This window comes from Moorena sp. SIO3I6, from assembly GCF_010672095.1.
On record NZ_JAAHHU010000102.1, the window covers coordinates 1 to 23,117 of the forward strand.

General features: G+C 43.6%; 25 protein-coding genes and 1 pseudogene. 15 read left to right on the plus strand and 11 right to left on the minus strand.

Features of this window, described 5'->3' with window-relative positions:
- From F6K49_RS24250 to F6K49_RS24280, 7 genes and pseudogenes are all read left to right on the plus strand, one after another.
- Window positions 1–227, plus strand: a pseudogene (locus tag F6K49_RS24250) (RNA-guided endonuclease TnpB family protein); the annotation flags it as partial.
- A 168-nt stretch (window positions 228–395) separates the two neighbouring features.
- Window positions 396–1,454: a sirohydrochlorin chelatase gene (locus F6K49_RS24255; RefSeq protein WP_293100781.1), complete on the plus strand. Its 1,059-nt coding sequence runs from the start codon at window positions 396–398 to the stop codon at window positions 1,452–1,454.
- A gap of 434 nt (window positions 1,455–1,888) precedes the next feature.
- Window positions 1,889–2,125: a regulatory protein SipA gene (gene sipA / locus F6K49_RS24260; RefSeq protein WP_008182949.1), complete on the plus strand. Its 237-nt coding sequence runs from the start codon at window positions 1,889–1,891 to the stop codon at window positions 2,123–2,125.
- 118 nt (window positions 2,126–2,243) lie between these two features.
- Window positions 2,244–3,335 (plus strand): MraY family glycosyltransferase, encoded by a 1,092-nt coding sequence (locus F6K49_RS24265; RefSeq protein WP_293042667.1) that lies wholly within the window; start codon window positions 2,244–2,246, stop codon window positions 3,333–3,335.
- Between the two features lie 496 nt (window positions 3,336–3,831).
- Window positions 3,832–4,800: a TetR family transcriptional regulator gene (locus tag F6K49_RS24270; protein WP_293042679.1), complete on the plus strand. Its 969-nt coding sequence runs from the start codon at window positions 3,832–3,834 to the stop codon at window positions 4,798–4,800.
- Window positions 4,801–4,837: 37 nt separating this feature from the next.
- Window positions 4,838–6,682: a pentapeptide repeat-containing protein gene (locus tag F6K49_RS24275; protein WP_293100785.1), complete on the plus strand. Its 1,845-nt coding sequence runs from the start codon at window positions 4,838–4,840 to the stop codon at window positions 6,680–6,682.
- Between the two features lie 43 nt (window positions 6,683–6,725).
- Window positions 6,726–6,854 (plus strand): hypothetical protein, encoded by a 129-nt coding sequence (locus F6K49_RS24280; RefSeq protein WP_293100788.1) that lies wholly within the window; start codon window positions 6,726–6,728, stop codon window positions 6,852–6,854.
- Between the two features lie 260 nt (window positions 6,855–7,114).
- On the opposite strand, the gene F6K49_RS24285 is transcribed toward F6K49_RS24280, so the two are convergent.
- The 3 genes from F6K49_RS24285 to F6K49_RS24295 form a co-directional block, all read right to left on the minus strand.
- Complete coding sequence (locus F6K49_RS24285; RefSeq protein WP_293022009.1) at window positions 7,115–7,828, minus strand: DUF2259 domain-containing protein; 714 nt, start codon at window positions 7,826–7,828, stop codon at window positions 7,115–7,117.
- A gap of 151 nt (window positions 7,829–7,979) precedes the next feature.
- Entirely contained in the window at window positions 7,980–9,269 is a 1,290-nt protein-coding gene (gene iscB / locus F6K49_RS24290; protein ID WP_293100791.1) for an RNA-guided endonuclease IscB, read from the minus strand.
- 88 nt (window positions 9,270–9,357) lie between these two features.
- The gene (locus F6K49_RS24295) at window positions 9,358–9,711 is read right to left on the minus strand and encodes a helix-turn-helix domain-containing protein (RefSeq protein ID WP_293022011.1); all 354 of its coding nucleotides are present in this window, start codon (window positions 9,709–9,711) and stop codon (window positions 9,358–9,360) included.
- 896 nt (window positions 9,712–10,607) lie between these two features.
- Between F6K49_RS24295 and F6K49_RS24300 the strand changes: the two genes are divergently transcribed.
- Both F6K49_RS24300 and F6K49_RS24305 read left to right on the plus strand, forming a co-directional pair.
- The gene (locus F6K49_RS24300) at window positions 10,608–11,198 is read left to right on the plus strand and encodes a hypothetical protein (protein ID WP_293042690.1); all 591 of its coding nucleotides are present in this window, start codon (window positions 10,608–10,610) and stop codon (window positions 11,196–11,198) included.
- Window positions 11,195–11,506 carry a helix-turn-helix domain-containing protein gene (locus F6K49_RS24305; RefSeq protein WP_293042693.1) on the plus strand — a complete coding sequence of 104 codons (312 nt, stop codon included), beginning with the start codon at window positions 11,195–11,197 and terminating at the stop codon, window positions 11,504–11,506. The genes F6K49_RS24300 and F6K49_RS24305 overlap by 4 nt, the downstream gene beginning before the upstream one ends.
- Before the next feature lie 165 nt (window positions 11,507–11,671).
- Here the strand turns inward: F6K49_RS24305 and F6K49_RS24310 are convergent, their stop codons facing one another.
- Entirely contained in the window at window positions 11,672–12,076 is a 405-nt protein-coding gene (locus tag F6K49_RS24310; protein ID WP_293022017.1) for a Spy/CpxP family protein refolding chaperone, read from the minus strand.
- Between the two features lie 222 nt (window positions 12,077–12,298).
- Between F6K49_RS24310 and F6K49_RS24315 the strand changes: the two genes are divergently transcribed.
- The 5 genes from F6K49_RS24315 to F6K49_RS24335 all read left to right on the plus strand — a co-directional run bounded on the left by F6K49_RS24315 (window position 12,299) and on the right by F6K49_RS24335 (window position 17,210).
- On the plus strand, window positions 12,299–13,537 hold the full coding sequence (locus F6K49_RS24315) for a sensor histidine kinase (protein WP_293100794.1): 1,239 nt from the start codon (window positions 12,299–12,301) through the stop codon (window positions 13,535–13,537).
- Window positions 13,538–13,804: 267 nt separating this feature from the next.
- Window positions 13,805–14,452 (plus strand): response regulator transcription factor, encoded by a 648-nt coding sequence (locus F6K49_RS24320; RefSeq protein ID WP_293022019.1) that lies wholly within the window; start codon window positions 13,805–13,807, stop codon window positions 14,450–14,452.
- A 736-nt stretch (window positions 14,453–15,188) separates the two neighbouring features.
- Entirely contained in the window at window positions 15,189–15,332 is a 144-nt protein-coding gene (locus tag F6K49_RS24325) for a hypothetical protein (RefSeq protein ID WP_293100797.1), read from the plus strand.
- A 264-nt stretch (window positions 15,333–15,596) separates the two neighbouring features.
- Complete coding sequence (locus F6K49_RS24330; RefSeq protein WP_293046396.1) at window positions 15,597–16,478, plus strand: hypothetical protein; 882 nt, start codon at window positions 15,597–15,599, stop codon at window positions 16,476–16,478.
- 108 nt (window positions 16,479–16,586) lie between these two features.
- Complete coding sequence (locus F6K49_RS24335; RefSeq protein ID WP_293100800.1) at window positions 16,587–17,210, plus strand: AAA family ATPase; 624 nt, start codon at window positions 16,587–16,589, stop codon at window positions 17,208–17,210.
- On the opposite strand, the gene F6K49_RS24340 is transcribed toward F6K49_RS24335, so the two are convergent.
- Both F6K49_RS24340 and F6K49_RS24345 read right to left on the minus strand, forming a co-directional pair.
- Window positions 17,110–18,507, minus strand: coding sequence for a transposase (locus F6K49_RS24340; protein ID WP_293100803.1), 1,398 nt, complete (start codon window positions 18,505–18,507; stop codon window positions 17,110–17,112). The two genes, F6K49_RS24335 and F6K49_RS24340, sit on opposite strands and share 101 nt — an antisense overlap.
- Before the next feature lie 120 nt (window positions 18,508–18,627).
- The gene (locus F6K49_RS24345; protein ID WP_293100806.1) at window positions 18,628–18,816 is read right to left on the minus strand and encodes a hypothetical protein; all 189 of its coding nucleotides are present in this window, start codon (window positions 18,814–18,816) and stop codon (window positions 18,628–18,630) included.
- Between the two features lie 265 nt (window positions 18,817–19,081).
- Between F6K49_RS24345 and F6K49_RS24350 the strand changes: the two genes are divergently transcribed.
- Entirely contained in the window at window positions 19,082–19,594 is a 513-nt protein-coding gene (locus F6K49_RS24350) for an FtsK/SpoIIIE domain-containing protein (RefSeq protein WP_293100810.1), read from the plus strand.
- A 79-nt stretch (window positions 19,595–19,673) separates the two neighbouring features.
- On the opposite strand, the gene F6K49_RS24355 is transcribed toward F6K49_RS24350, so the two are convergent.
- The 5 genes from F6K49_RS24355 to F6K49_RS24375 all read right to left on the minus strand — a co-directional run.
- Window positions 19,674–20,564, minus strand: a complete 891-nt coding sequence (locus F6K49_RS24355) for a formylglycine-generating enzyme family protein (protein ID WP_366514219.1) — start codon at window positions 20,562–20,564, stop codon at window positions 19,674–19,676.
- Between the two features lie 168 nt (window positions 20,565–20,732).
- On the minus strand, window positions 20,733–21,257 hold the full coding sequence (locus tag F6K49_RS24360; RefSeq protein WP_293100813.1) for an effector-associated domain EAD1-containing protein: 525 nt from the start codon (window positions 21,255–21,257) through the stop codon (window positions 20,733–20,735).
- A gap of 131 nt (window positions 21,258–21,388) precedes the next feature.
- On the minus strand, window positions 21,389–21,544 hold the full coding sequence (locus F6K49_RS24365) for a hypothetical protein (protein ID WP_293100815.1): 156 nt from the start codon (window positions 21,542–21,544) through the stop codon (window positions 21,389–21,391).
- Window positions 21,544–22,164, minus strand: a complete 621-nt coding sequence (locus F6K49_RS24370) for a DUF6088 family protein (protein ID WP_293100817.1) — start codon at window positions 22,162–22,164, stop codon at window positions 21,544–21,546. The genes F6K49_RS24365 and F6K49_RS24370 overlap by 1 nt, the downstream gene beginning before the upstream one ends.
- Before the next feature lie 237 nt (window positions 22,165–22,401).
- The coding region (locus F6K49_RS24375) for a hypothetical protein (RefSeq protein WP_293100819.1) at window positions 22,402–23,117 on the minus strand (716 nt) is incomplete at its 5' end.

Consider the following 23,117-nt stretch of genomic DNA (forward strand, 5'->3'; position numbering starts at 1 on the left):
CTCACGTCTGTAAGTGTGGTTGTAAATTAGACCGAGACCACAACGCCGCAGTCAATATCCTGAAAAGAGCCTTGGGTACGGTGGGGCACACCGGAACCTGGATCATCGATCCGAACACTTCGGGAGACCTGACCTCTACTGTTCTTGGTTCCGGCCAGGTTCAGCAAGTCGGGTCGTTGAGCGAAGAATCCCCGCGTATGCGCGACCGGGGAGTGTCAAAGAAATGAGGTATTAATAATAGAAGTATTCAGGAGCAAGATCGATGCTACCCCTGAGTTATTGTCCTTACCTTCCCTACCAGTAAAATGCCCTTGAGGAAATTAAGTATTTAATAAGTTAGTTAACTATGTAAGTATGACGTAGAAGTATGACCTATGAATGATCAAGGATGAAGTATGAAGATCGATGTCACCGCTGAGTCATTGTCCCTATCTCCCCTACCGCTAAAACGCCCTTTATTAATGGTTGGTCACGGCACTAGAGACCCCGATGGGCGTCAGACTTTCCTTGATTTTGCCCAGACCTATCAAACCTTGAACCATTCTCGACCAGTAGTGCCTTGTTTTTTGGAACTAACAGGTCCAACTATTCAAGAGGGAGTAGAGAGTTGTGTCCAGCAGGGTTATACAGAACTGACTGTATTACCGATTTTACTGTTTGCAGCTCGCCACAATAAATTTGATGTTACTAACGAGTTAGACCGGGCCAGGGCAAAATATCCCCAAGTCAAGTTTCACTACGGGCGTCATTTTGGAATTACTACTGGAATTCTGGATTTATGGCGGCAACGGTTTGCCAAACTTGACCAACCCCAAGCAGAGTTACCCGTTAGCCAATTGAAGGGTCAAGCTTCCAATCTAGAACCTTCCACAAAACAACCTTTACCCTTAAGAAAAGACACAGTACTTCTATTTGTTGGTCGTGGGTCGAGTGACCCTGATGCTAATGGTGATGTCTACAAAATGGCTCGCATGCTCTGGGAAGGCAGTGGCTATAAAACTGTGGAAACCTGCTTTATTGGCATTACCCATCCTCGCTTAGAAGAAGGCTTCCGTCGCGCCCGACTCTACCAACCTAAGCATATTATAGTACTTCCTTACTTCCTATTTACCGGGGCTTTAGTAAAAAAGATTGTTGATATCACAGCTCAGCAGCAGAAACTTTATCCAGAGATTCCCTTGACCTGTTTACCAGAAATGGGAATTCAGCCTCAGCTGCTATCTGTGCTCAGGGACCGAGAAATCGAGGCTCAGTTGGGGCAAGTGCAGATGAATTGTGAGATGTGTAAGTTCCGGTTAGCAGCGATTGATAATGGTGCTGACAACGGACACTCCCACCACCATCACCACGGGCATGACCATCACCACCACCACTCTCACCAGCATAATCACAATACCCCAGATCCCTATCAAGATTTGGAAAAATACCACCAGCGTATTTGGCAAGCACCCTAGGGTTGGCCGGTTGAAGGTTAACAGGTTGAAGGTTAACAGGTTGAAGGTTAACAGGTTGAAGGTTTAAGGTTGAAGGTTGAAGGTTTAAGGTTAATCCAGACAACTTCCAACCTATACTACAAGGGACCCCTGGGCAAGAACAACATTCAACCCAAGAACCTACCCTACACTGAACGCCAAAGGCGAACAACCCCATAACCTTCAACCTTCAACCTCCAAGCCCATAACCTTGGCCTATTGGCCACGCTTCGCGAACAACCTTAAACCCCATAACCTTGGCCTATTGGCCACGCTTCGCGAACAACCTTAAACCCCATAACCTTAAACCCCATAACCTTCAACCTGTTAACCTTGGCCTATTGGCCACGCTTCGCGAACAACCTTCAACCCCATAACCTTCAACCTCCAAGCCCATAACCTTTTTTGACTGACCAATGTCTCAAGACTTTAATGTTGGCGATCGCGTAAGAGTAATTACATTACCACGCTACGTCAAAACTGCTGAACCAATGCCAATGCTGCGACCTCCTGATGTGATTAAAGTTGGGGAAGAGGGAGTAATCCTCGACCGACGTCCAGGAGGATACTGGGGCGTTCGCTTTTCTAGAGGAGCATTTCTGATCGATAGTCAGTACATTGAGTTAGTTCAGGAGGAAAATCCAAACCCCTAAAGCCTCCTAACCCCTAAGTGCTAATCGCTTTTTCCTGCTGATGTGCTTCTACCCATGTACCTTATTTACAAGATGAGCTTAATATTATCCATAGCGATTACAATTTTGCAGTGTGGACGTGACTTGGGAGATAGATGTGTACGGCTTCCTAGAGTCCCTCGGAATTGCCAACCCTAGGGGAAGTGGCTGGCTGGCAGTCATATTAACTTTCGGATTGGCATGGGCAGTGACTAGATGCTTGATGCCAACTTTACGCTCATTTGCCCTGGAGGTTGGTTGGGCTGACCAACCCAATGCGCGACGGCTTAACCAAGAACCCTTACCCAATGCAGGAGGCTTAGCTATCTATACCGGAGTGGTAGCTGCACTGGTACTAGCTACCCTCCTGAGACCGATTGTCATCGAAGGGGTGTTAGCTCAAGTTCTGACTATTCTCCTGGGGGGCTCGGTTCTGGTACTGGTAGGCTTTATTGATGATCAATTTGGTTTGCCTGCCTATGTACGCTTGTCGGTTCAAATTATTGCTGCCCTGTTGTTAGTGGCTAGTGGTGCCGGGATTAAAGCTACCTTCGGGACTCCGATTGATGTCCAACTCTCCATGTTACTTACGGTTCTATGGGTTGTGGGTATTACTAATGCCATTAACCTTATGGATGGGATGGATGGTTTAGCAGCAGGCGTCAGCTTTATTACTGCTATGAGCCTGTTAGCGGTTTCAGCTCAGTTTCCCAGTCGTGCGGCAGCAACGTTGCTGCTGGCAGCTCTAGGGGGGTCAGCTCTGGGATTTTTGCGCCATAACTTCCATCCTTCCCACATTATTATGGGAGATGCAGGTGCGTACTTTTTCGGCTATGTACTAGCTGCCAGCAGCATTTTAGGGTCTTTAAAAGTGACTACGGTATTTGCCCTAGTCCCCCCAGTAGTATTTTTGTTATTGCCAGTCCTAGATACTACTCAGGTATTTGTGCGGCGGTTGATCAATGGTAAAAACCCTTTAACTACCCCAGGTAAGGACCACCTACATCACCGCTTGCTAGCCTTTGGTTTCTCCCAGCGCTATGTCGCCCTTATCCTTTGGGGCATTACCTTAGTGTCTAACTGGCTAGCCATGAAACTGCAAGAGATGACTCCTCGGGTGATTTATGCCACGACAGGGGGTATCATTTTGCTGTTAGGCATTACTGTTTTGCAAAGAATTAGAGCAAAATAAAGCGTTCCCCAATTGTGGAATGATTAAGGGTAATAGGTAATTGGTCATGGGTCATGGGTAATTGGTAACTGACCCAACTCTACTTGATATCCCAAACGATAGTCAGCAATGCCCTGGTCAGTGCTGGCAAGAGCAGTGTGTGTAGGGCGTAAGCTGAGTACTCTTGCTCTGGACTTAAAATATTAAGATATATTAAATTGTCAATTAAATTGACATATTATAAGAGACCGCTGCTAAAATTAATGGTGGGTCTGACCCCATATACCATAATTTGTATTAAATGATATAATAACCAACTTATTATTATATCCCGATTTAATCACCTGCTTTGAGGCGATTTGCTAGCAACATAGCCGCCCTCTTCAGTAAGCAGCAAGACTAGCGCAATTTAACAGATCACTTCTTGATGCAGTCGCTCATGGGGTGGCCTCCTTTGACCGCGCTGCATCGCCATCGTAAAACTTGAGTCAAGCTCCATCTCAAGATGCAATAGCGAGTGGGGGTTTCCCCCAATGGCTATGCTGCATCGCTTTACCAAATTTCTTGCTTGCAGCGGTTAAAGATGACCAATTACCCCTTAATCAAAATCTTACTACCAGCTGTAGTTATCTCCAGCACTATATTTTCCAGTTTGACCTTACCGTTTGTTTTCAACAAATCAAAACCAATCGTTGTTGAAGTTAAACCGTTTTTCAATGTCGAACTTAAACCCATCTTCCATGAAGACCATAAGGATTTAGCAATTCCTTATCTTGGCGTTGCCATCCTAGTGAGTGTGTTAGCTGGTCTTGGCACTGTTGAAGTGGGAAGGCAATGGCAAAAATACCAAGCATCAGTCAGAGAAAAAAAGAGACAACTCCTCCAACAGATCGAATCCCTCAACCAAGCCGAATCCGAACCAGAGGAGCAACCAGATGTTCCAGAATACCAACCAGATGTTTCAGCAATAGCTCTTACCCAGAGCGATGATTCGGTCAAGTATCGAGGACTAACTCCTCCTAACACTCAATCGTTTGCTGTTCAACAACCCCATGGTGTTGTTGATAGCAATAATGTTATTGAGTTTAAACGCAATAGAATAGCTCAAACTACAGGGATGGCTGTAAATGTCAACCAACTTAAGTTTTACCCTGAATCCCAAAACAATAATTCAGTTCAACTGAGGTCTTCCCCTGTTCCTGCTCTTGCTCTCCTTCAGGATTTGGAATTATCCTCCAGTCATATTATTAAATCCCGTCAGGATTACCAAATCTGCTGGATTAACGTACCTCATTTAAGCAGACGCTTATTAGCCATTAACGTTGATGGTCAATACTACAGTTTTTTACGATTAGAAAAAACTCAAGAACAACTTATCGCTATTTTGTCTAAGGTAGCTGATCAGCTCGATAAAATAGTAATTACTCATATCGATAAAGGGTATGTAATTTGGAATTGGGAACCGGAGGTATTATCTAATAATTAATTTTGATTATTTTTAAATTAAAACTGTTGGACAACATATGAATACTGAGGAAATTCAGTCACAATATTCCCTTGGGGAAAGAGATTTTAGTGGAGCTGACTTAAGTCAAGTCAACCTCAGCCAGGTAAACCTGGAACGGGTAATTTTATGGCGAGCCGACCTCAGTCAGGCAATTCTTACTGGGACTAATCTCAGTAGCGCTGATCTCTGGGGAGCTAATTTGAGAGAAGCCAACTTAAGTCAAGCTGTTTTATGTGGTGCTAATCTGGGTGAGGCAGACTTGAGCGATGCTATTCTACACTTAACTAACTTCGATACTACACTATACAATTTTTCCACTAAGTTTCCCCCAAATTTCGACCCTACCAAGGCAGGAGCTTATTTAATTGCCCCCGAGGCTTTACTAACGGAAGCTAAATTGAGTGGGGTAGATCTCAGTGATACCAATTTAAGGGGTGCGAATTTGACCAGAGCTGACCTCTGGAAAACTAACCTCAAAGGTGCTGATCTCAAAGAAGCTAATCTAACCCGTGCTTGCTTAATTGGGGCTGAGTTGCAGGATGTTGACCTAACAGGAGCTAATTTAAGCCGCTCCAATCTGATGGGGGCAAACCTCAAGGGTGCTAAGCTTCTAAATGCAACCCTGAGCGGTATACTCTACGACGAAACCACTCAGTTTCCTGACGATTTTGACCCAGTGAAGGCAGGAGGACATTTAATTGCTCCTGGTGTATCTCTACCAATGGCTAACCTGAGTCAGTCAAATCTCAGTGGTGTGGACTTAAGTGAAGCAGACTTATCCCAAGTTGACCTGAGTCAGGGTCACTTTTTTGGTATATCTTTGCTTAGAGCTAATTTAAGGAAAGCCAATTTAAGAGGAGTTCAATTCTGGGAAGCGGATCTACGAGAAGCCGATCTACAGGAAGCGGATTTGCGGGGAGCGGACTTATGGTTAAGCTTAGTTAGTGGCGCGGATTTCAGGGGAGCAGATTTAAGCAGAGTTCACTTGTTTGGAGTAGATCTGTCCGCCACTAATCTCGAAGGGGTTAACCTCAAAGGAGCAATTTATAACCAAGAGACTAAATTTCCTGAAGATTTTGACCCCACAGCCCATGGCGCATATCTAATTGCTCCCGATGTGTCTCTGTGTGGGCTAAATCTTCAGGGAGCTGACCTCAGAGGAGCTGACTTGAGTATGGCAGATTTGAGTAAAGTCAGCCTGTTCGGGGCAGATCTTTTCTCGGTTAACCTGGAGGGAGTCAATTTCCTTGGAGCACTCTACGACGAAGCCACTCGATTTCCGGAAGGGTTTGACCCCAGCCAACACGGAGCGTACTTAATTGCCCCCGGTGTATCATTTTCAGATCAAGAGTTAAGTGGGACTGATCTGGGGGGAGCTAACTTTAGTAAGGTCAATTTGCTTGGTGCCGATCTGCGCAGTGCTAATCTCGAAGATGCTAAATTTGAGCGATCGCTTTATAACCACACTACTCAATTTCCGGAAGGGTTTGACCCTAGGAAGTTGGGAGCATATTGCATTGTGCCCGTTGCTTCCCTGTCAGGGCGAGATTTGAGTGGAGCCAATTTAGGAGGAGTTGACCTAAGTCAAGCTGATCTAAGTGGGGCTAATCTCAGTCAAGCTGACCTTTGGGGGGCAAACCTCAGTCAGGCAAACTTGGCAGGGGCTAATTTGACAGGTGCTTATCTGTTAGGGGCAAATTTAACTGGTGCTGACTTAACCAAGGCAACCCTAAGTGGTGCTAATCTCCATGGGGCACAACTTAAGGATGCTAAACTGACTGACGTAGACCTGAGTGATGTTGATTTGAGCAATAGCTTTATCAGTGGGGCAATTATGCCTGATGGCACGCTTCACAACTAATACCGAGTTGCATTCAAAGATAGTAGATTGGTTGGATAGGGAGATGGGGAGATGGGGAGATTGGGAGATGGGGAGATGGGGAGATTGGGAAATTGGGAGATTGGGGGAAGAGAAAGTTGTACGTTTGAGCGCAACTTGGTATAAGCTGTTGTCCATTAAAAATGCATCATAGCAAGGCAAGCATTCAGCCGTCAGCCGTGAGCTAAAAGCTCACGCTACTTGAGGTGCCGTCAGCCGACTTAACTCAGCATTATTCTAATGCTTACCTGTTTTATTCAAATGCTTTCCTCATCAATAAGCATGTGCATAGCCCATAAGCTGAACGCGCACGCGTGCGCGTAGCGCATTAGCTGATAGCTGATAGCTGATAGCTGATAGCTGAATGCTTACACAGCAAGGCAAAAGGCATGCATGGCTATTGGCAAAAGTAGTTTAGATCGGAAAACTCTGAACGAAGGTTGTCTGAAAGTCAGCGTTATAGGTGGCTTGGTGGAGATTGATCAGTACAACTATGTGCTGTCTATTGGGGGATAAGCGAACTTCTCTGATCGAATATTTCCTTATAGCTTCACGGTAATTGTTTAGTTTACCTAGGGTGAGTTGGCGATAATTGTAATTAATGACTAGCTGCATTGAAGCCCGGTCTATATTAGACATTCCTCCAGACAAAACTGAGGGAATATAAATTTGTTCTAAACGAATCTCTAGTGGGTCTTTTTCTTTATCCACCAAAACCTTAACGGTTTCAGTGCCATTGGGTTGAATGGAACGCTCAATAATTGGCAGTTTTAGTCCTACTTTTAGTTGATTGAGTCCTAAGCTCTGTCTTATTCTTTGGGTTTTCCTTAGTAAGCTATCTTCAGCGTCTTTAGGAGTGAGATTGGAATCCGAGTAGTTATAGTTAGTTTCTAGACAACCCTTCTTGACACAAGCGTTAGTGGCTACATCGACAATTTGGATTTTGGCAGTAGGAACCTTTGTGACATGGTTTCTAGCACTTTCGAGATAAATATAGTTGCGGCTATCTACAGAAAAACCTGACAATCGACGATTAGTTTTGACAATAAGTGCTAATCCCTCCTCCCCAAGCAATAGTAGAAAGAAGCTAGCAACCAACAAACTTGAATATAAATAAAAGCGTTTCATACGATCACCTATACTCTTTCGACTTCCCTGGTCTTTCCATTAGTCTTTAGAATAGCAGTGATGATGTTTGTATAGATCAAATTACTTTAAAATCAGAGATAGTCTCAATCCACACCCTTGCTCCTACAAAAAAGCTCATCAAAGTTACTTATCATTTAGCAAAACTATAATAATACCCATCCTGGCGATGGACACATTGAATGTAGTTGCGAGATGCGCTCAAGACCTTGTTGGACGAATCCTGATCAGCCCCGATCAGATCAAAATTTCCTTTGGCTCTGACGGTCTTGATGCGAACCCCTTTTAATCCAGCATTCTTCCCAGCTACCACATTAACGATATCCCCGGTTTTCCATCCCTTGACAGGATGCTTGGGTTTATACCCTTTGCGAGGAAAGCCTATCCCATCCATCTGGATTACCTGACGACAACCGTGACCCATCGCTTTGATTAAAAGAGGTTGTCTGGTGACAATCTCCAATGTGGCCACTTCCCCGACACAGGCGGCATCAATCCAGTGACTCTTGGGTAATCCCAGCTTGATACGGTTGTACTTGGTTCTGCCCCCAGTTCCTACCTCTACGGACAATCCAGTTTTTTTCAAGCTTTGGTAAAGTTTCCAACGGGTGGAGTTGACCGCCGCTGCATCTAATAGTGGTTGCTTTGCTCTAGCTAAAATTCGCTTTAGGACATCGGGTTTCCCCAATAAAAAATCCTGAGCATTAAGATTTCCTTTGGCCTGATTACACCGATGGCAGGCTAGGGTTAAATTACTGACACGATTGGTTCCTCCCTTTGATTTGGGAACTATGTGTTCGATCTCTAGCTTGACCGAGTGTGCCCCACAGTAAACACATTGACGATCCCATTTCTGATACAAGTACTCCCGCACTTCATAGCCCATCAGCTCCCCCTGTTGGTACTCTATGCCAGAGATTTCAGGATTTTGCAGCTTTTGGGTATCAAACCGAACTAGCTCCTGGGATATCGAACCAATGGGGGTGAGTTTAATTAATCTCAGCACCCAGGTCATAGTGGTTGCCACTCTGTGCTGTAGGCTCGGAGCCAACCAACCTTCTGGGCGTTTCCGGTTGTTGAAACGTGGCTTTCGATAGCGGCATTTCCTGTTTCTACGGGAACGACGCACTGCCCGACGAGAGTCAAGAGCTGATTTGATTTTGGAGCCACGATGTTCGATTTCAGCTGACCATACCACCTGATTCCCGTACACAATAGCTAGACCAGTCATCTTGGAGCCAGGATCGATCTTGAGAGACATCGGTTTGGGTTCGGCCTCTACCTGCTTTTTCAAGATGATCGTAAAAGGGTAACGGCGATATACAGCCGCCTTACCAGCCGTTAACAGCTTCCTGGCGGTAACGGGACGGCAGGGGTTGAGGGGTTTATGGTTTGCATCTAAAACAAAGACTTCATTACACATGGTTTTGTGTTTACTCCCGTTGAGGGTAAAGTGTGCCTCGCTCGGCTATCAAAGCTTGTGCATGCTCCTGACACTGGCTTCACTAAAATTAACTCATCACCTGTTTAATCAGAAGCGATAGAGCCTGGAGCTGGCTCGCACCCCAGGGTATCTTGACATTGATAGCGTTTACCATTTGGTGAGCTTGACCAATCTGAAGACTCAGGTAAAACCCGATTTGAGCAGGTTTGCTAAGGTTTAGTAATTGGTCTCTGCGCTTTGACCAGTTCCGCTTGGGACCGCGAGTGCCAGGAGTGACTACTGGCATGCCATCAAACAGAGGAATCACCCAAGTTCTACCGACTTTATAGGCTCCTTTAACTCTGCCTTTGCTGAGAAGGTAACGGACGCGAGTGGGGGAAACACCTAGTAAATCAGCGGCTTGTGCGGTAGAAATCATCATGGCTAGTTAACCATTGCGTTAACGAGACTGTTAATTTAACAGAATTTTGGGGAAGATGCAAGGGATAAGATTTTAGGTATTAATTACTAGGTGTAGTCAGGGAGCAGGGAACAGGGAACAGGGAAAAAATCCTGTATAGTGCGTTCGCGTAGCGTGACCTATGGTCAATCGCATTCAGCGCCTCGGTTCCAAGTTTCCAAAAAACTATTGCATTGGCGCACTTATAAGTCCATCGGGTGGCGAGATCAAAGTTAATTACTAGCTACAGTAAATGCGTACGCATTCGATCCAAAGCGCCTCAGTTGGGGGTTTCTCAAAAACTATTGCATTCGCGCACCGATAAGTCCATCGGGTGGCGAGATCAAAGTTAATTACTAGTTACAGTAAATGCGTACGCATGATCAGCGCCTTAGTTTCAAGCTTCCAAAAAACTATTGCATTCGCGCACCCATAAGTCGAGTGGGTGGCGACATATGTGGCTAATAGTATTGATGAATAGCTACAGTAAATGCGTACGCATTATTTGAACTCACCTCAGTTGCGGGTTTCTAAAAAACTATTGCATTAGCGCAGCAATAAGTTCAGTGGTTAGCGATAGGTTTGGCTAATCCTATTAATGACTAGGTCGTAGCAGTGCTCGCATTCCAGCCATTACCCTAGTTCCAAGTTTCCAAAAAACTATTGCATTGGCGCACCGATAATTTAAATGGGTGGCGCTATAGTAAATTTATCCAACCACTTGACAAATGGTTAAACTTATCATAATATCATAAATAGGTTGATACAGCAAGTCCACCGAGACGAGCCGTAACCAACCGGGAGCGAGATGGCAGACCCATAGCTTTGCCCGGCAAGGTCTGCCACTGGCTCTTGCAATCAAGAAGGCCATTTATATAATGACAAATAATCTAAACAAAGATCCACAGACACACAACCAAAGCTGTGCCAAAGCCCAGGTCGATGGATATCAGCAAGCTCTTACCGACTTTGGCATCACTGAATTACTCGCGAAGCTCAGCCATTGCAGTGAAACTGGCTTCCATACTCGCCTACCGATCCAGCCCATGGAAGCTGATGCCATTGCTGCAGTACTAATTCAGCAACTCACTACCAGTCTCAACCCTAGCTGGCTAGCTCCCTATTTCCATGGTTTTCAACATCACCAAGGAGACATCCTCAGTGACCTAGTTACTCTAACACTCAAGCAGTTGCCAAAGTCAACAGCACTGCCAGAAGAGTTTAGGGATCATGCTCGTGCTTCCTGTTTTGATATTGGCGAACGGATCTATTGGAAACCCCTAGCTGACAGTGATACTGACTTCGGTATCGTTATTGGCAAATTCTACAGCTGGGCAAATCATTGTTGTTGCTGGATGTGGTGCTATCTGATTGTGCTGGATTCTGAATCTCCAAGTGCCCTTTGGACAGTAACAGATATAGCCTGGGAAAACAATTTGGTTTCTTTAGCGCTGGAGGTAGCATCATGAGTAAACCTGATTCTTCTTTAACTCAGGCCAAGCAAGAGCTAATTAAACAATACAGCTCCTGTCAACTCGGGATGACACCAAGGCAATTCTACAGCAAATGGCCAGTCACTCACTCAATGATGGCCATGATTTGCTCCCGTTCGGTGGCGACAGTGGGGCGCTGGTTTAGCCGGGGTCGTAATTATCTGCGGCCTCAACCATCGGACTTGCGTCATCTGGCTCTGATGGATTTTTTGTTGGAGCATTTTGAGGAGATTCCCGAAGAACTGCGGAACTTGCTTTGTCCGCCAGAGCAGGATCAGTGCTGACGGCTGTTCGCGAAGCGTGAGCCTTTGGCTCACGGCTGATAGCTGAATGCTTACAAGAAAACTTGTCAATTGTTAATGGTTTTGAAATTAACAATTGACAATTAACAAGTTAGATCGAGAGAGTTGGTAATTTGTATTCCAAGAGATAATCTAGTCCTAGAAAAATCACCTTCCAAATCCGCGCTTACCTCGACGTGAGCGCATTTCTTGACGAATTTGTTGGCGCTGTTCCTCGGTGAGAATACCCCTCATCTCTTCTCGTGCTGACTTGCGAATCTCGCGCATTTGGTCTCGCTGCTCTTGAGAGAGATTCATACCCTCCCTTGCTTCTCGGAGTTGACGGCGCAGTGTTTTTATAGTTTGGAACCGCCGTTGTTGCTCCGGAGTGAGAATATCCTCAATTTTAGCTTCAGTATTGTTACGGATGTTTTCAAACTGCTCTTTTTGCTGGTCAGTGATGTTAAGTTTGGAGAAAAATGGAGGCATTTCTTCGGCGTTAACTGCCATAGGAAAACTAGTGAGGGTAATTGCTGCGATACCTGCAAGTAGAGAAAAGGGCTTGATGTTCATGATGTTCACTTGTTTTTATTTTTAACTGTTTTGACGTGAGCTGATTTCTGTTTGATGTCTCTATCCTAAAAAGGGCTAGGGTGAAACCACATGAGGCAAAAGACCTGAATTTCTCTAGGACTTTAGTCCTGGGCTAGATATGACCAATGGGTCTTGCTTTACCTTTGACACATGGATTAAGGTTGTTGGTTGTTTGTTATTGGTTGTTTACAACAATTGTGAATGCGCCATCCTATTCAAATTACTAACCACCCAATTCGATTTTTGCTCTACCTGGAGTGGATACTGCTGATCATTACCGCTTTGGTGGAATTACTAAAACTTCCTTTTCCCCCGCTACCTAGGTCGCCACTACTCAATTTAGTTTGCCTGGGAGTATTTGGGTTAATGGGATTGAGATTACCAACAAATCAGCCTATTTATAAGATACTTTACACTGCCGCCGAAATTGGGGTAATTCTATTAGCGTCCATGGTGGGACACATTCGGCTGTTGCAACTGATGTTAATTATATTAGTTGTTCGCAACTGTTTTATCTTTGAGTTCCAAGGTCGCTTAGTGATGACTGGATTTGCGGTTATATTATTCCTAATGAGGCAAATGGTTCGATTTCAGCATCATGCTATGAGGCATCGTCCTCCCTTTAGACCACCTCCTGTGTTCAGAGAACCACCGACAGGGTTGATTCCGGAGCGATTACTATTTATCTTGTTGAGTTCTGTCTTGATATTTGTATTGGTTTTAATCGTTTTGCAGCTATTAGTGGATACTGTACTTTCAGAACGAAAAAGTCGGGAAGACCTGGCACAGGCTAATGCTCAACTGCGTGACTATGCCCTTCGGATTGAAGATATTGCTACGCTGCAAGAACGTAACCGTATTGCTCGGGAAATTCATGACTCCTTAGGACATTCTTTAACTGTATTCAATTTACACTTGGAAGCGGCTTTAATACTATTACAATCTGACCCTGCTGAAGCCAAAGAATTTATCTTAGAAGCGAAACAACTCGGGAAAACTGCTCTGAAGGATGTACGTCAATCCGTTGCTTCCTTGCGTTTAAATCCGTTACAAGAGCAATCTCTAGAAAATGCGATCGCATCCCTAATCGACGATTTCCAAAAGTCCACAGCTATCTCACCTACATACCATCTTAACCTAAAGCGTTCAATCCCTGGCGACATCAAAATCGCAGTTTACCGTATTGTCCAAGAAGGGTTGACAAATATCTTTAAATATGCTAAACCTACTGAAGTAGACATCCAAATTCAGACAGCAACAGATTTACAATTAATTATTAAAGACAATGGCATTGGATTTTCCCTAAACCAGAACACAAGCGGTTTTGGTTTACAAGGAATGCGAGAACGCACCCAAGCCTTAGGAGGAACCTTTAAAATTGAAACAGCACCAGGAGCTGGCTGCAAAATTATCGCTCATTTTCCTTTACCAAAGGTTTAAGCTATAGCGTTTTCAGTTGAGATGTAACCATATCGCAAAGGGAACAGGGAACAGGGAACAGGGAACAGGGTAAAGAGTCCTGATTTTTATTTAAAAATCAAAAAAGATCATACAGGTTTACCTATCAAATACAAACGCTATATCTAGCAATTATAGATGAATTTTGCTAATTTTTTTCCTAATCCCTACTCCCTAATCCCTACTCCCTAATCCCTAAAAATAAGTACCTCACAGAATTGACAACTACTATATAATTATTCATCCTTGATGATTCGTATTTTACTAGTAGATGACCAGAGTCTAATTCGGCGTGGATTAAAAGCCTTGCTGAAGTTAGAAGAAGACTTACAGGTAGTCGGTGAAGCCGAGAATGGACAAACGGCAATTAGTTTGGTAAAAACTTTACAGCCAGATGTTATACTAATGGATATTCGGATGCCTGTGATGGATGGCGTGGCTGCAACTCGGGAAATTTGTCAGCAATTCCCAGATACAAAGGTATTAGTACTAACTACTTTTGATGATGACCAGTACGTTACCCAAGCCATACAGTGCGGAGCAGCCGGATATTTGCTGAAGGATACCCCTCCCGAAGAATTAGCCCAGTCAATTCGAGCTGTCCAAAAAGGTTATACTCAGTTAGGCCCTGGTATAGGCAAAAAAGTCGCTACTCAAATGCGAGACCCAACTCCGAGTCCACCTCCGGGTTGGGAGGAACTAACTCCCAGAGAGCAGGAAATTTTACGACTAATTGCTACCGGTGCTAGCAACCGAGAGATTGCTCAGACGTTGTATATTTCTGAGAAGACCGTGAAAAACCACGTTACTCATATTTTGAGTCGGTTGAATGTACGCGATCGCACTCAAGCAGCCATTTTAGCAAACTCTATGTTGGGGTATTTTAGTGATAATTGATTATTGAGCTAGCATTTGTAAGCAGTCAGCCGTCAGCTGTCAGCTGTCAGCTTTATGAATTCCTGACAGCAGACCTAACAGAGATTAAACGAATGCTTACCTGTTTTATTCAAAAGCTCGCACCTAAAGTAGCACTTATAAATATCTCATGAACAATCTTGCTGATTTCTGATAACATCAAAAATAGGAGATATTTATTATTACTGCTCCCCACTCCCTACTCCCTAATCCCTACTCCCTTTGCTATATATGAGTTCCTATTCTCAATCTGAAACTTTGATAATTGCCTACTTTTTTGGCGCTCTTCTCGCTATCACCGTTATGGTTTACTTGCTCAGAGGTTTTGGTATTCTTACCTTTATTCCTGGTGGTATCCTGTGGCTACTGATCTTGTTATCGATTGGTACAGGACTAGTTTACGGGGTTCAGAAAACTCGACGTTATTAGGGGAATAGGGAGTAGGGAGTAGGGAGTAGGGAGTAGGGGTAATAAAATTGACTGTAGCTTAGCTATCAGCATTTCGGGTATCAGCGTTTTGAGAGTTTTCCGTGAATACTCATGTACTAGCGACTTTCAGTTGATATGATCTCACGATAATTAAATTACCCTTAATAAAAATTTCCCCATCTCCCCATCTCCCTATCTCCCCACACCTCCCAGCCTCCCTACCCTCCCCGCGCCTCCTTAATTATGGGTATTCAACCAGACTTGAGATAAGTCTAAATATCGGTAAGGATTGACCCTAGTACGGCACGACGGAAATAAAGATACTGTAAGCATTCAGCGGTCAGCCGTGAGCCAAAGGCTCACGCTTCGCGAACAGCCGTCAGCTTTCTGTGGTCAGCCGTCAGCTTATTTTCTTCAAAAACTGTTCCCCTAGCGTGGCCAAGAGCTTACCGTGGCCATAGGCCAAGGCCAAGCGTGTGCGTAGCGCATAACCTGAGAGCTAAGAGCTGATAGCTGAATGCTGATAGCTGAATGCTTACAAGATACTATTGAAAAAAGCGAAAGGCTTATATAATAATAATTCTGCTCAGGGCTGATAGTTGAGGGTCCAGGGCCCGTCCGCTGAGGGCTGAAAGTATAATTTATTGCGAAAATCCTTGACTACTAAGTGGTTATAGGGAATAGATTTAGGTTAATCTTGAACAAAAGTGAGGTAAAGACAATCAACATGGAAGCTATTGAACTGGAAGTCAGCCAACTAAAATTTTTACTGAAGCTACTGAGCAAACCGGATTATCGGGCATTGATTACCGAAGCGAAACCCAATTCTAAAACCTCAGCGGGGGAACGAGATCGAATTTGTCGGGAGTTATGCGATCGCAATTTGATTGACTCTAATCAAGAAATCACCAAAATTCAGATCACTGATGCAGGCAAGGAACTCCTCAACCAAGATCAGGCTGAAGTACCAATGAGCACGAAAGAACGCAAAATTATCAAAGCCTGTGAAACAGAACCGACTACTCCCGCCAAAACAAACGTTAAGCCTGCTAAGACCCGCAAGGAAATCATGGAAGGTTTGATAGAACGGGGTTATATCACAGTAGCAGAAACTAAATTCAAAGATGTCTGGATTACTGAAACCGGTATTGAGTACCTATTAAATAATTATAAACCCGTTGGTCGTGGCAATATCAATCTGTCTAAAACCATGTTAGCGGATTACATCGATTTCCTGCGGAAACAGCTGCCAAACTCAACCAGTACAATCTCAGAATCAGATGGAAATTCGACTGCCGCTCTAGTCAATCCCCCTAATCATGAAGAAATATTACAAATTATCAAGAATTTAGACCAGGAACTGGGTACGGAAAACTATTTGCCACTGTTTCATTTGCGCCAAAAGTTACAACCGCCTTTGTCTCGGGAACAATTAGATAAAGCACTGTATAGCTTGCAAGCAGAGGATAAAATTGATATGAGTGCTTTGCAAGAAGCTAACATGTATACAGAGGAACAAATTGAAGCTGGTATTCCTCAAAATACCGGGGCTAGGCTATTTTTCATTATGGTGCAGTAAATTATGATACTAAAGATAGGATAATTGATAGTATCATACAATAACCTGAGGCTGCCTTTTTGTTAATCCTCTATCCTTGTCCACTCTATAGAAGATGGAATTAAAGAGATGGCAACGATCCAGGAAATAATTAAACAAGCCCTAAATCCCTTTGACCCCGTGACCTTTGCTACGGGGAATTTTTGGGAAGATCCAGACAATGGAGCTGTTAATGTCAAATCAATTCATCAACATGAAATCAATCAGATAACCAGCACCCTCAGTGCGGTGAATCAAGACCATCGACCCCGCACTATCTTACTGGCTGGTGATTCGGGTTCGGGGAAAAGTTATCTATTAAAACGGCTCAAAAAGCAGCTCAATCAACAAGCATTCTTTGCTTATATCGGTCCTTGGGCAAATAGCGATCGCATCTGGCGCTATATTCTTAGGGAAACTGTTGACAGTATGCTAAAAGTCCCAGAAGGAGAACAAGAGTCTCAGTTGCTGCTGTGGCTCAAGAGTCTCCCAGCCTTTAAAAAAACCGGTTGGCTGCTCAATGAGCGACAACAGTTTATTAGTGACCTCAGAGCTAGCTATCCAGGGGGAATTCATCGCAATAAAGAGTTTTTTGGAGTCCTCTATGACCTTACTAATCCAGAACGGCATCACCTGGCTTATCAATGGTTAAGGGGAGAAGATTTAGTTGACACTCCTCGGTCATTAGACGCGGGGATTCTGCGGACAGGTTAAACTGAGGTAGCTTCCACAGTCTAATCCTCGCTACGGTAGTCAAAGACCGTCTACCCAGTCGGTTTAGGTTAAGACCTAACTTTCTGGCTACTTTGCGCAAAATATTTGCGCTGCCATTCAAATCGGCATTAATAATTGATTTATTTGCAGAACGGTAAAGTCCGCGCTTAACTCGTCTTCCCGACGCTTTCCACCCAATCGGTTTTTGCCCGAATTTAGGTAGGGAGTCACCGTCAAGAAAACTGGCTTTACTGGTATAAGCCTCTTCTGTTACCTCTAAATGGATGCTATACAGATCGCATAACTGAGAGAGTCTGTCCTTGAGCTTGCCTAAGGGAATCTGAACAAACTCCTGGTTATTCAATCTTCCCATGTTGGAATTTTGTTTAAATCTCTCATTCCAGCCTAGAACGATCGTTTTAATCCCATGTTTTAAGCAGTGGTTTATTATCACCCGAGCAGCTTTATTTATCCCATCTCTTACTCTGTGATTGCGCTTCCGAGTAACCCGATCAAGCCACTTATCCCAATATCCCTGTGGTTTGCCTTCTTTTCTAGTGGCGACCTGTTTATTCCAATATTGATTGAATGACTTTATTGCACGAGAGTCAACCAAAAAAGAATTTCCCAAGGTATCAATGCAAGCGGCTAGATTACTGGAAGTCCCCAGGTCTATGCTTAGAGCCTCATTGGTACTTTGTTGTTGGATTACTGGATCTGGAATCTGGTACGATACTTCTAAGTAGAAGGCTCCGTTCTTTGGCAGGATGGTCCACTCTTTTATTTTTCTTCCTTCCAAATTAGTGGGAAAAGGGAGAGAGAAGCTCTTGATTCCAAACCAGCGCTTTACTGTTAAGCCTAAAGAGAAGTGTAGCTGGCCATCTTTGACTTTTGGCTTTTGACCTCCGGAATTAGGATAAGCGACTTTGAATAATTTCGACCCTTTTAAGTATTTTGGGGGTCTTGGCTTGTCTTCTAGTTGTCCCTTAAACCAACATTCTCTCAATTTTTTGTAAGACTTAAAAGATTCGGCGACGCTTAACAACGTCTGTTGAGCAGGAGTAGAAGGAAGCGATTTGGCAATTTTTGACTTCCCTACGCTTTTCTCGTAGACAAGATCAAATTTACCTGTCAGTATTTTCCCAGTCTTAAAAAATGTTTGACGAGCAAAATAAACTCCCATATTGTAAAGTTTCCCAGACTGTTCACACAAATAAGTCAAAACAGCTTCGGTGTCTTTGTCTGGGTGGAGCAATATTTGCTGGACTCCTATCTGCTTCTTTGTCTTAGCCATCATCGACCTCTATTGGCTTGTCGTTGCTTATATTATAGACTACATTAAAAGGCGTTGCTGAATAGCGAAATGGTTTAACTATAAAGGGTAATTTTTTGATATTTTAAATAATAAATAAGAAGTCTAATTGATAACTCCAACATTGTCTTGATGCAGTCGCTCATGGGGGAAACCACGGCAGTCGCTGGGGGAACGGCAGTCGCTCATGGGGGAAACCACCTTTGGCGGCGCTGCCTCCCCAAGACCGCGCTGCCTCCCCAAGACCGCGCTGCCTCCCCAAGACCGCGCTGCCTCCCCAAGACCGCGCTGCATCGCTTAGATACATTTTTAGGCAAAGCAATTTAGTTTTTTCATCGTAACCACGCTCAGTTTTAACCTCTATAAATTGTCGCCCGCATTCGTTGCATTTATATCTTTGTTTTCCTCTTTGGTGACCATATTTATGAGTTTTATGGCTATGACATGCGCGGGCATTCCATGGTTTTATTTTTATAATACCATTTTTTGATTCAGCAACGCCATTGCTCTAGTTGATCCCAAGCGCGTCACTTTCCCAGAATTTGAGCAAATCCCATGGTTGCTGTCACCAATCGTAAAAGATAGCGATCGCGCGATCGAACTGATGGAGCAATTAGTTGACGAAATGGAGCAGCGTTACCGGAAATTTGAACAAGCCAAGTGTGCTCACCTGGATGCTTATAATCAGCAATTGATTAATAAACAAATTTTACCATTACCTCGGATAGTCTGTATATTTGATGAATATGCTGACTTCATGGCTGAAAAAGAAATCCGCAAAGAGTTAGAATCAAGTATTAAGCGTTTGGGAGCCAAAGCTAGAGCAGCTGGGATTCATTTGATTGTTGCTACTCAACGGCCAGACGCTAACGTTGTTACTCCCATTATTCGGTCTAATTTACCTGGGCGAATTGCTTTACGCACAGCCTCTGAAGCGGATTCAAAGATTATTTTTGGTGGCAGTAATACTGAAGCGGCTTATTTGTTGGGTAAGGGAGATTTATTGTATCAAAAGGGTAGTAAGTTAGAGCGATTGCAGAGTTTGTTTGCTGAGAGAATTGTATTGGCTTGATCGTAAGCATTCAGCAGTCAGCAGTCAGCAGTCAGCTAATAGCTCATGCTACGGGAACAACCATCAGCCATAACACACCCTAATCAACACCCCGAGCCACACGAAAACCGACATTGGTTTTGATGACATTGCTCGCGATATAGAAGAGGCGGAAGGCAGAACGGCAATCCCTAGGAACGTCGTCCCAGGAGCCGCCCCGCAGTATATAATAATTATGATTATCATAATTATTCCAGATACTTCCATCTATAGGAGCTCCTTCGTAATTATGATTGCTTGGATCCGCACACCACTCCCAAACATTACCGTGCATATCGTATAAGCCAAAGCCGTTGGGGGGAAAACGTCCTACTTCGGTGGTTTCTCTTCGATGTACTCCTTTTGCTTCCTCTGCATAAGTATGGGAAGCATTATAATTAGCTAATTGACTGGTTATGGTCTGTCCATAATGGAATGGTGTGGTAGTTCCGGCTCTACAGGCGTATTCCCATTCCGCTTCACTGGGTAATCTGTATTTAGTTCCTGTATATTCAGAGAGGCGTACGCAAAATTCCACTGCATCGAACCAGTCTACTTGTTCTACTGGTCGATTTTTCCCTTTAAATCTCGAAGGGTCTGGCTTTAAGTCCCGCTCAATTTTTGGGAGCTTGGCCACCTCTCGCCATTGCGCCTGGGTTACCTGATATTTGCCCAGGAAGAAGGGTTGGACGCTTACTTGGTGTTGAGGTCTTTCGCTGTCATGACTGTACTTCTCACTTTCCAGGGAACCCATTAAGAAGCTTCTTTTTGGGATATACACCATGTCTAGGTCTACTCCATTCCCCAGATCTTGAGTGAAATAACTTGCTTGTTTATCTTCTCGCTTGATTGTTGCTCCTCTACGGTTAACTGTTACTACTTCAAAGGGAAACTGCTTTAAACCTTTTTGTTTGTTTGTGAAATAATAAACCAGAAACACTACTATTGGCATGCTTGTTAAGCATCCCTTTAAGAAATCAGCCCGGTAAAACTTATTGGAATCTTTTGGTTTGGCTGGGTTTAAACTTTCTTCCCTCGAATTTTGCTTGACAATTATATCAGATTGTGAATTTATGTTTTGTTGGTGAAATTCTAAATCATAAAAGTTATTGGCATTTTTTTATAACCATTGTTTTAGTTGCTCAGCTTTTGACTTGGGAATATTTCCATTTACTAATAAATTATCGACAAATTTGACAATCAGTTTTTCATCATCAGTTGGTTGATGTATATTATCCAAATTTTTGAGAATATCATCAAAGCTGCTAGGAATTTTATATTTCGGATCGGGACAGCAAGCTCGATAAGCTTGTTGCAGGTTGATCAAGTTTGTTTCTAAATGCCCCAATATCTTGACTAAACTAGTCGTAAGTTTAAAATTTTCCTCAATTGCATTTAATTGAGAATTATTTGGATTTTGGTTAAGTGCTCCATCAATTAACTTTTCTAACTCATTGGAAGCCTGACAATGTATTATTAAGTTGTGAACGATTACCTTTAAATTTCCACCGCTAGCAACCTCGTTCAGATTTATATTTAATTCATAACGCACCATCATTTCTAATTCAGTTTTATCAGGAAACGCACTACACAGTGCTTCGTTTATCTTTTTGAGGAGATAACCAGGGATATGTCCAGCATTCATTTATGGTTACTTCAAGACCTGTGAAAAATCGAACTTTCTGACTCTAATTGAGTATCTACACTGTGATTATACCGAATTCCGTAAATTTTCCTTTATTTTCTGGTATTTCCCACCTGGTGGTGGCTTACGGGTTAGGGAGCATGGAGCAGGGAACAGGACAGGGCACCATATAAAAATAGAATTCTTGGTGGGTGGTCAAAACTGGTTATTATATCGGCTGTTGACTCAAAAACATCGTTACGGTCTTGTGCTGGTAAATTGAGAAATTCTTCAAATGCTGGATTCACTAGGAGACACCTTCACCCTTACTAACTTGACGTACAACGGGTGTCATCCACGTTGGTAACAGCTTAATACCTTCTGCGAGATCTTGTTTGATGTCTGAAGACAACCGATTGTGTAGGGTATTAACCACATCTTTATCAGCAGCGATATTTTCGCCCAGCCAATATAAGGCCCTAACCACAGGCGCACCAGGACGGTTAGCCCATGCCATTAACCGTTGAGAGACATGACGTAGTTTGATGGTACGCCCACCAACTTGTAAAGTTCGGCTCGAACCATTCGTTATGTAGCTGTTCTGGGCGGGAACGGCATTGGTCAGACCTAGCTGGTGGGCTGCAACAATGCCATCTGGCATGATTGATATACCATCCCGACGTGCCAGAGCTTCCACAACGGCATCAATGTTGGGTGGGGCAGGACGCTTCAAGATATTGCTGGTGCGTGGATAGTCATATAAACCGCGACCAACGCGGCGCAAAAATCCTTGTTTCACCAGACGAGATAGCGCTTTATCTACAGCATCACGACTGCCGAGATCTACAAAATCTTTGGGTGTGCAGACCCAAGCACCGCGACCATGACCACGAACTCTGTTCTGGATTTTTTTTGCTATACCCTGCATCTTACGAAAGCTATGAATATAAAGTTCATGAAATATATTATGTCAGAAGTATAGCCAATATTTCTGACTTTTTCAAGGCAGCTAACCCTGTATTAATTGCCCAAAGTCAGGATGTTGAGGTAACGAAGGTGAGTAGAACTGTCAGGATAGGTTCTATGACCCTTGGATAAAACTGTCAGATTAATCGAAAACCAACCCTTGATTCAGCAACGCCGCTGATAACTGATAGCTTAACTACTAACCCCATACTAACACAGCATACACTCCATAGATAAAATAAACAGTAAGTACAATCGCAATAATAATCCGAGCGCTTATCGAAGTGTGGCGTCTCCACAATACAAAGCATCCCACTATCACAGCCAACACTTCTAGGGGAGTAAAAATATGACCATAATGACGAGAATCCCAATAAGACACAGGGCTTTCAAAGCGCCAATTTGACAATGGAAAAAAGTGACGATGGGCATCATCAGCATGGACAGGAAAATCTCCAATCCCATGAAGAGCCATGCTAGCAAACATAGCAATCAGAAAGGTTTGACGAAAATAGTAAGCTAACAAGCCACCTACTAGTATTAGTGGAAAAGAATTGAAAATATCGAAAAATACTTGCCAGCTTGGGTTATAATAAGATTCAGACCAGATTACGTTTTCAGGAATTCCTCTGAGGATTTTCTCATATCCGTAAAAAATTACCATTGGTAAATCTGGTAATATCGCACCGAACACAATTGGTAAATTATTTTCCGGCTTTCTTTTTTTTCCTAAAATCAGGAGATTGACAATGGCGTGAGCGGGAGTATTCACAAATCGTAAAGGGAACAGGGAACAGGGAATCGGGAATCGGGAATCGGGAATCGGGAATCGGGAATCGGGAATCGGGAATCGGGAATCGGGAATCGGGAATCGGGAATCGGGAATCGGGAATCGGGAATCGGGAATCGGGAATC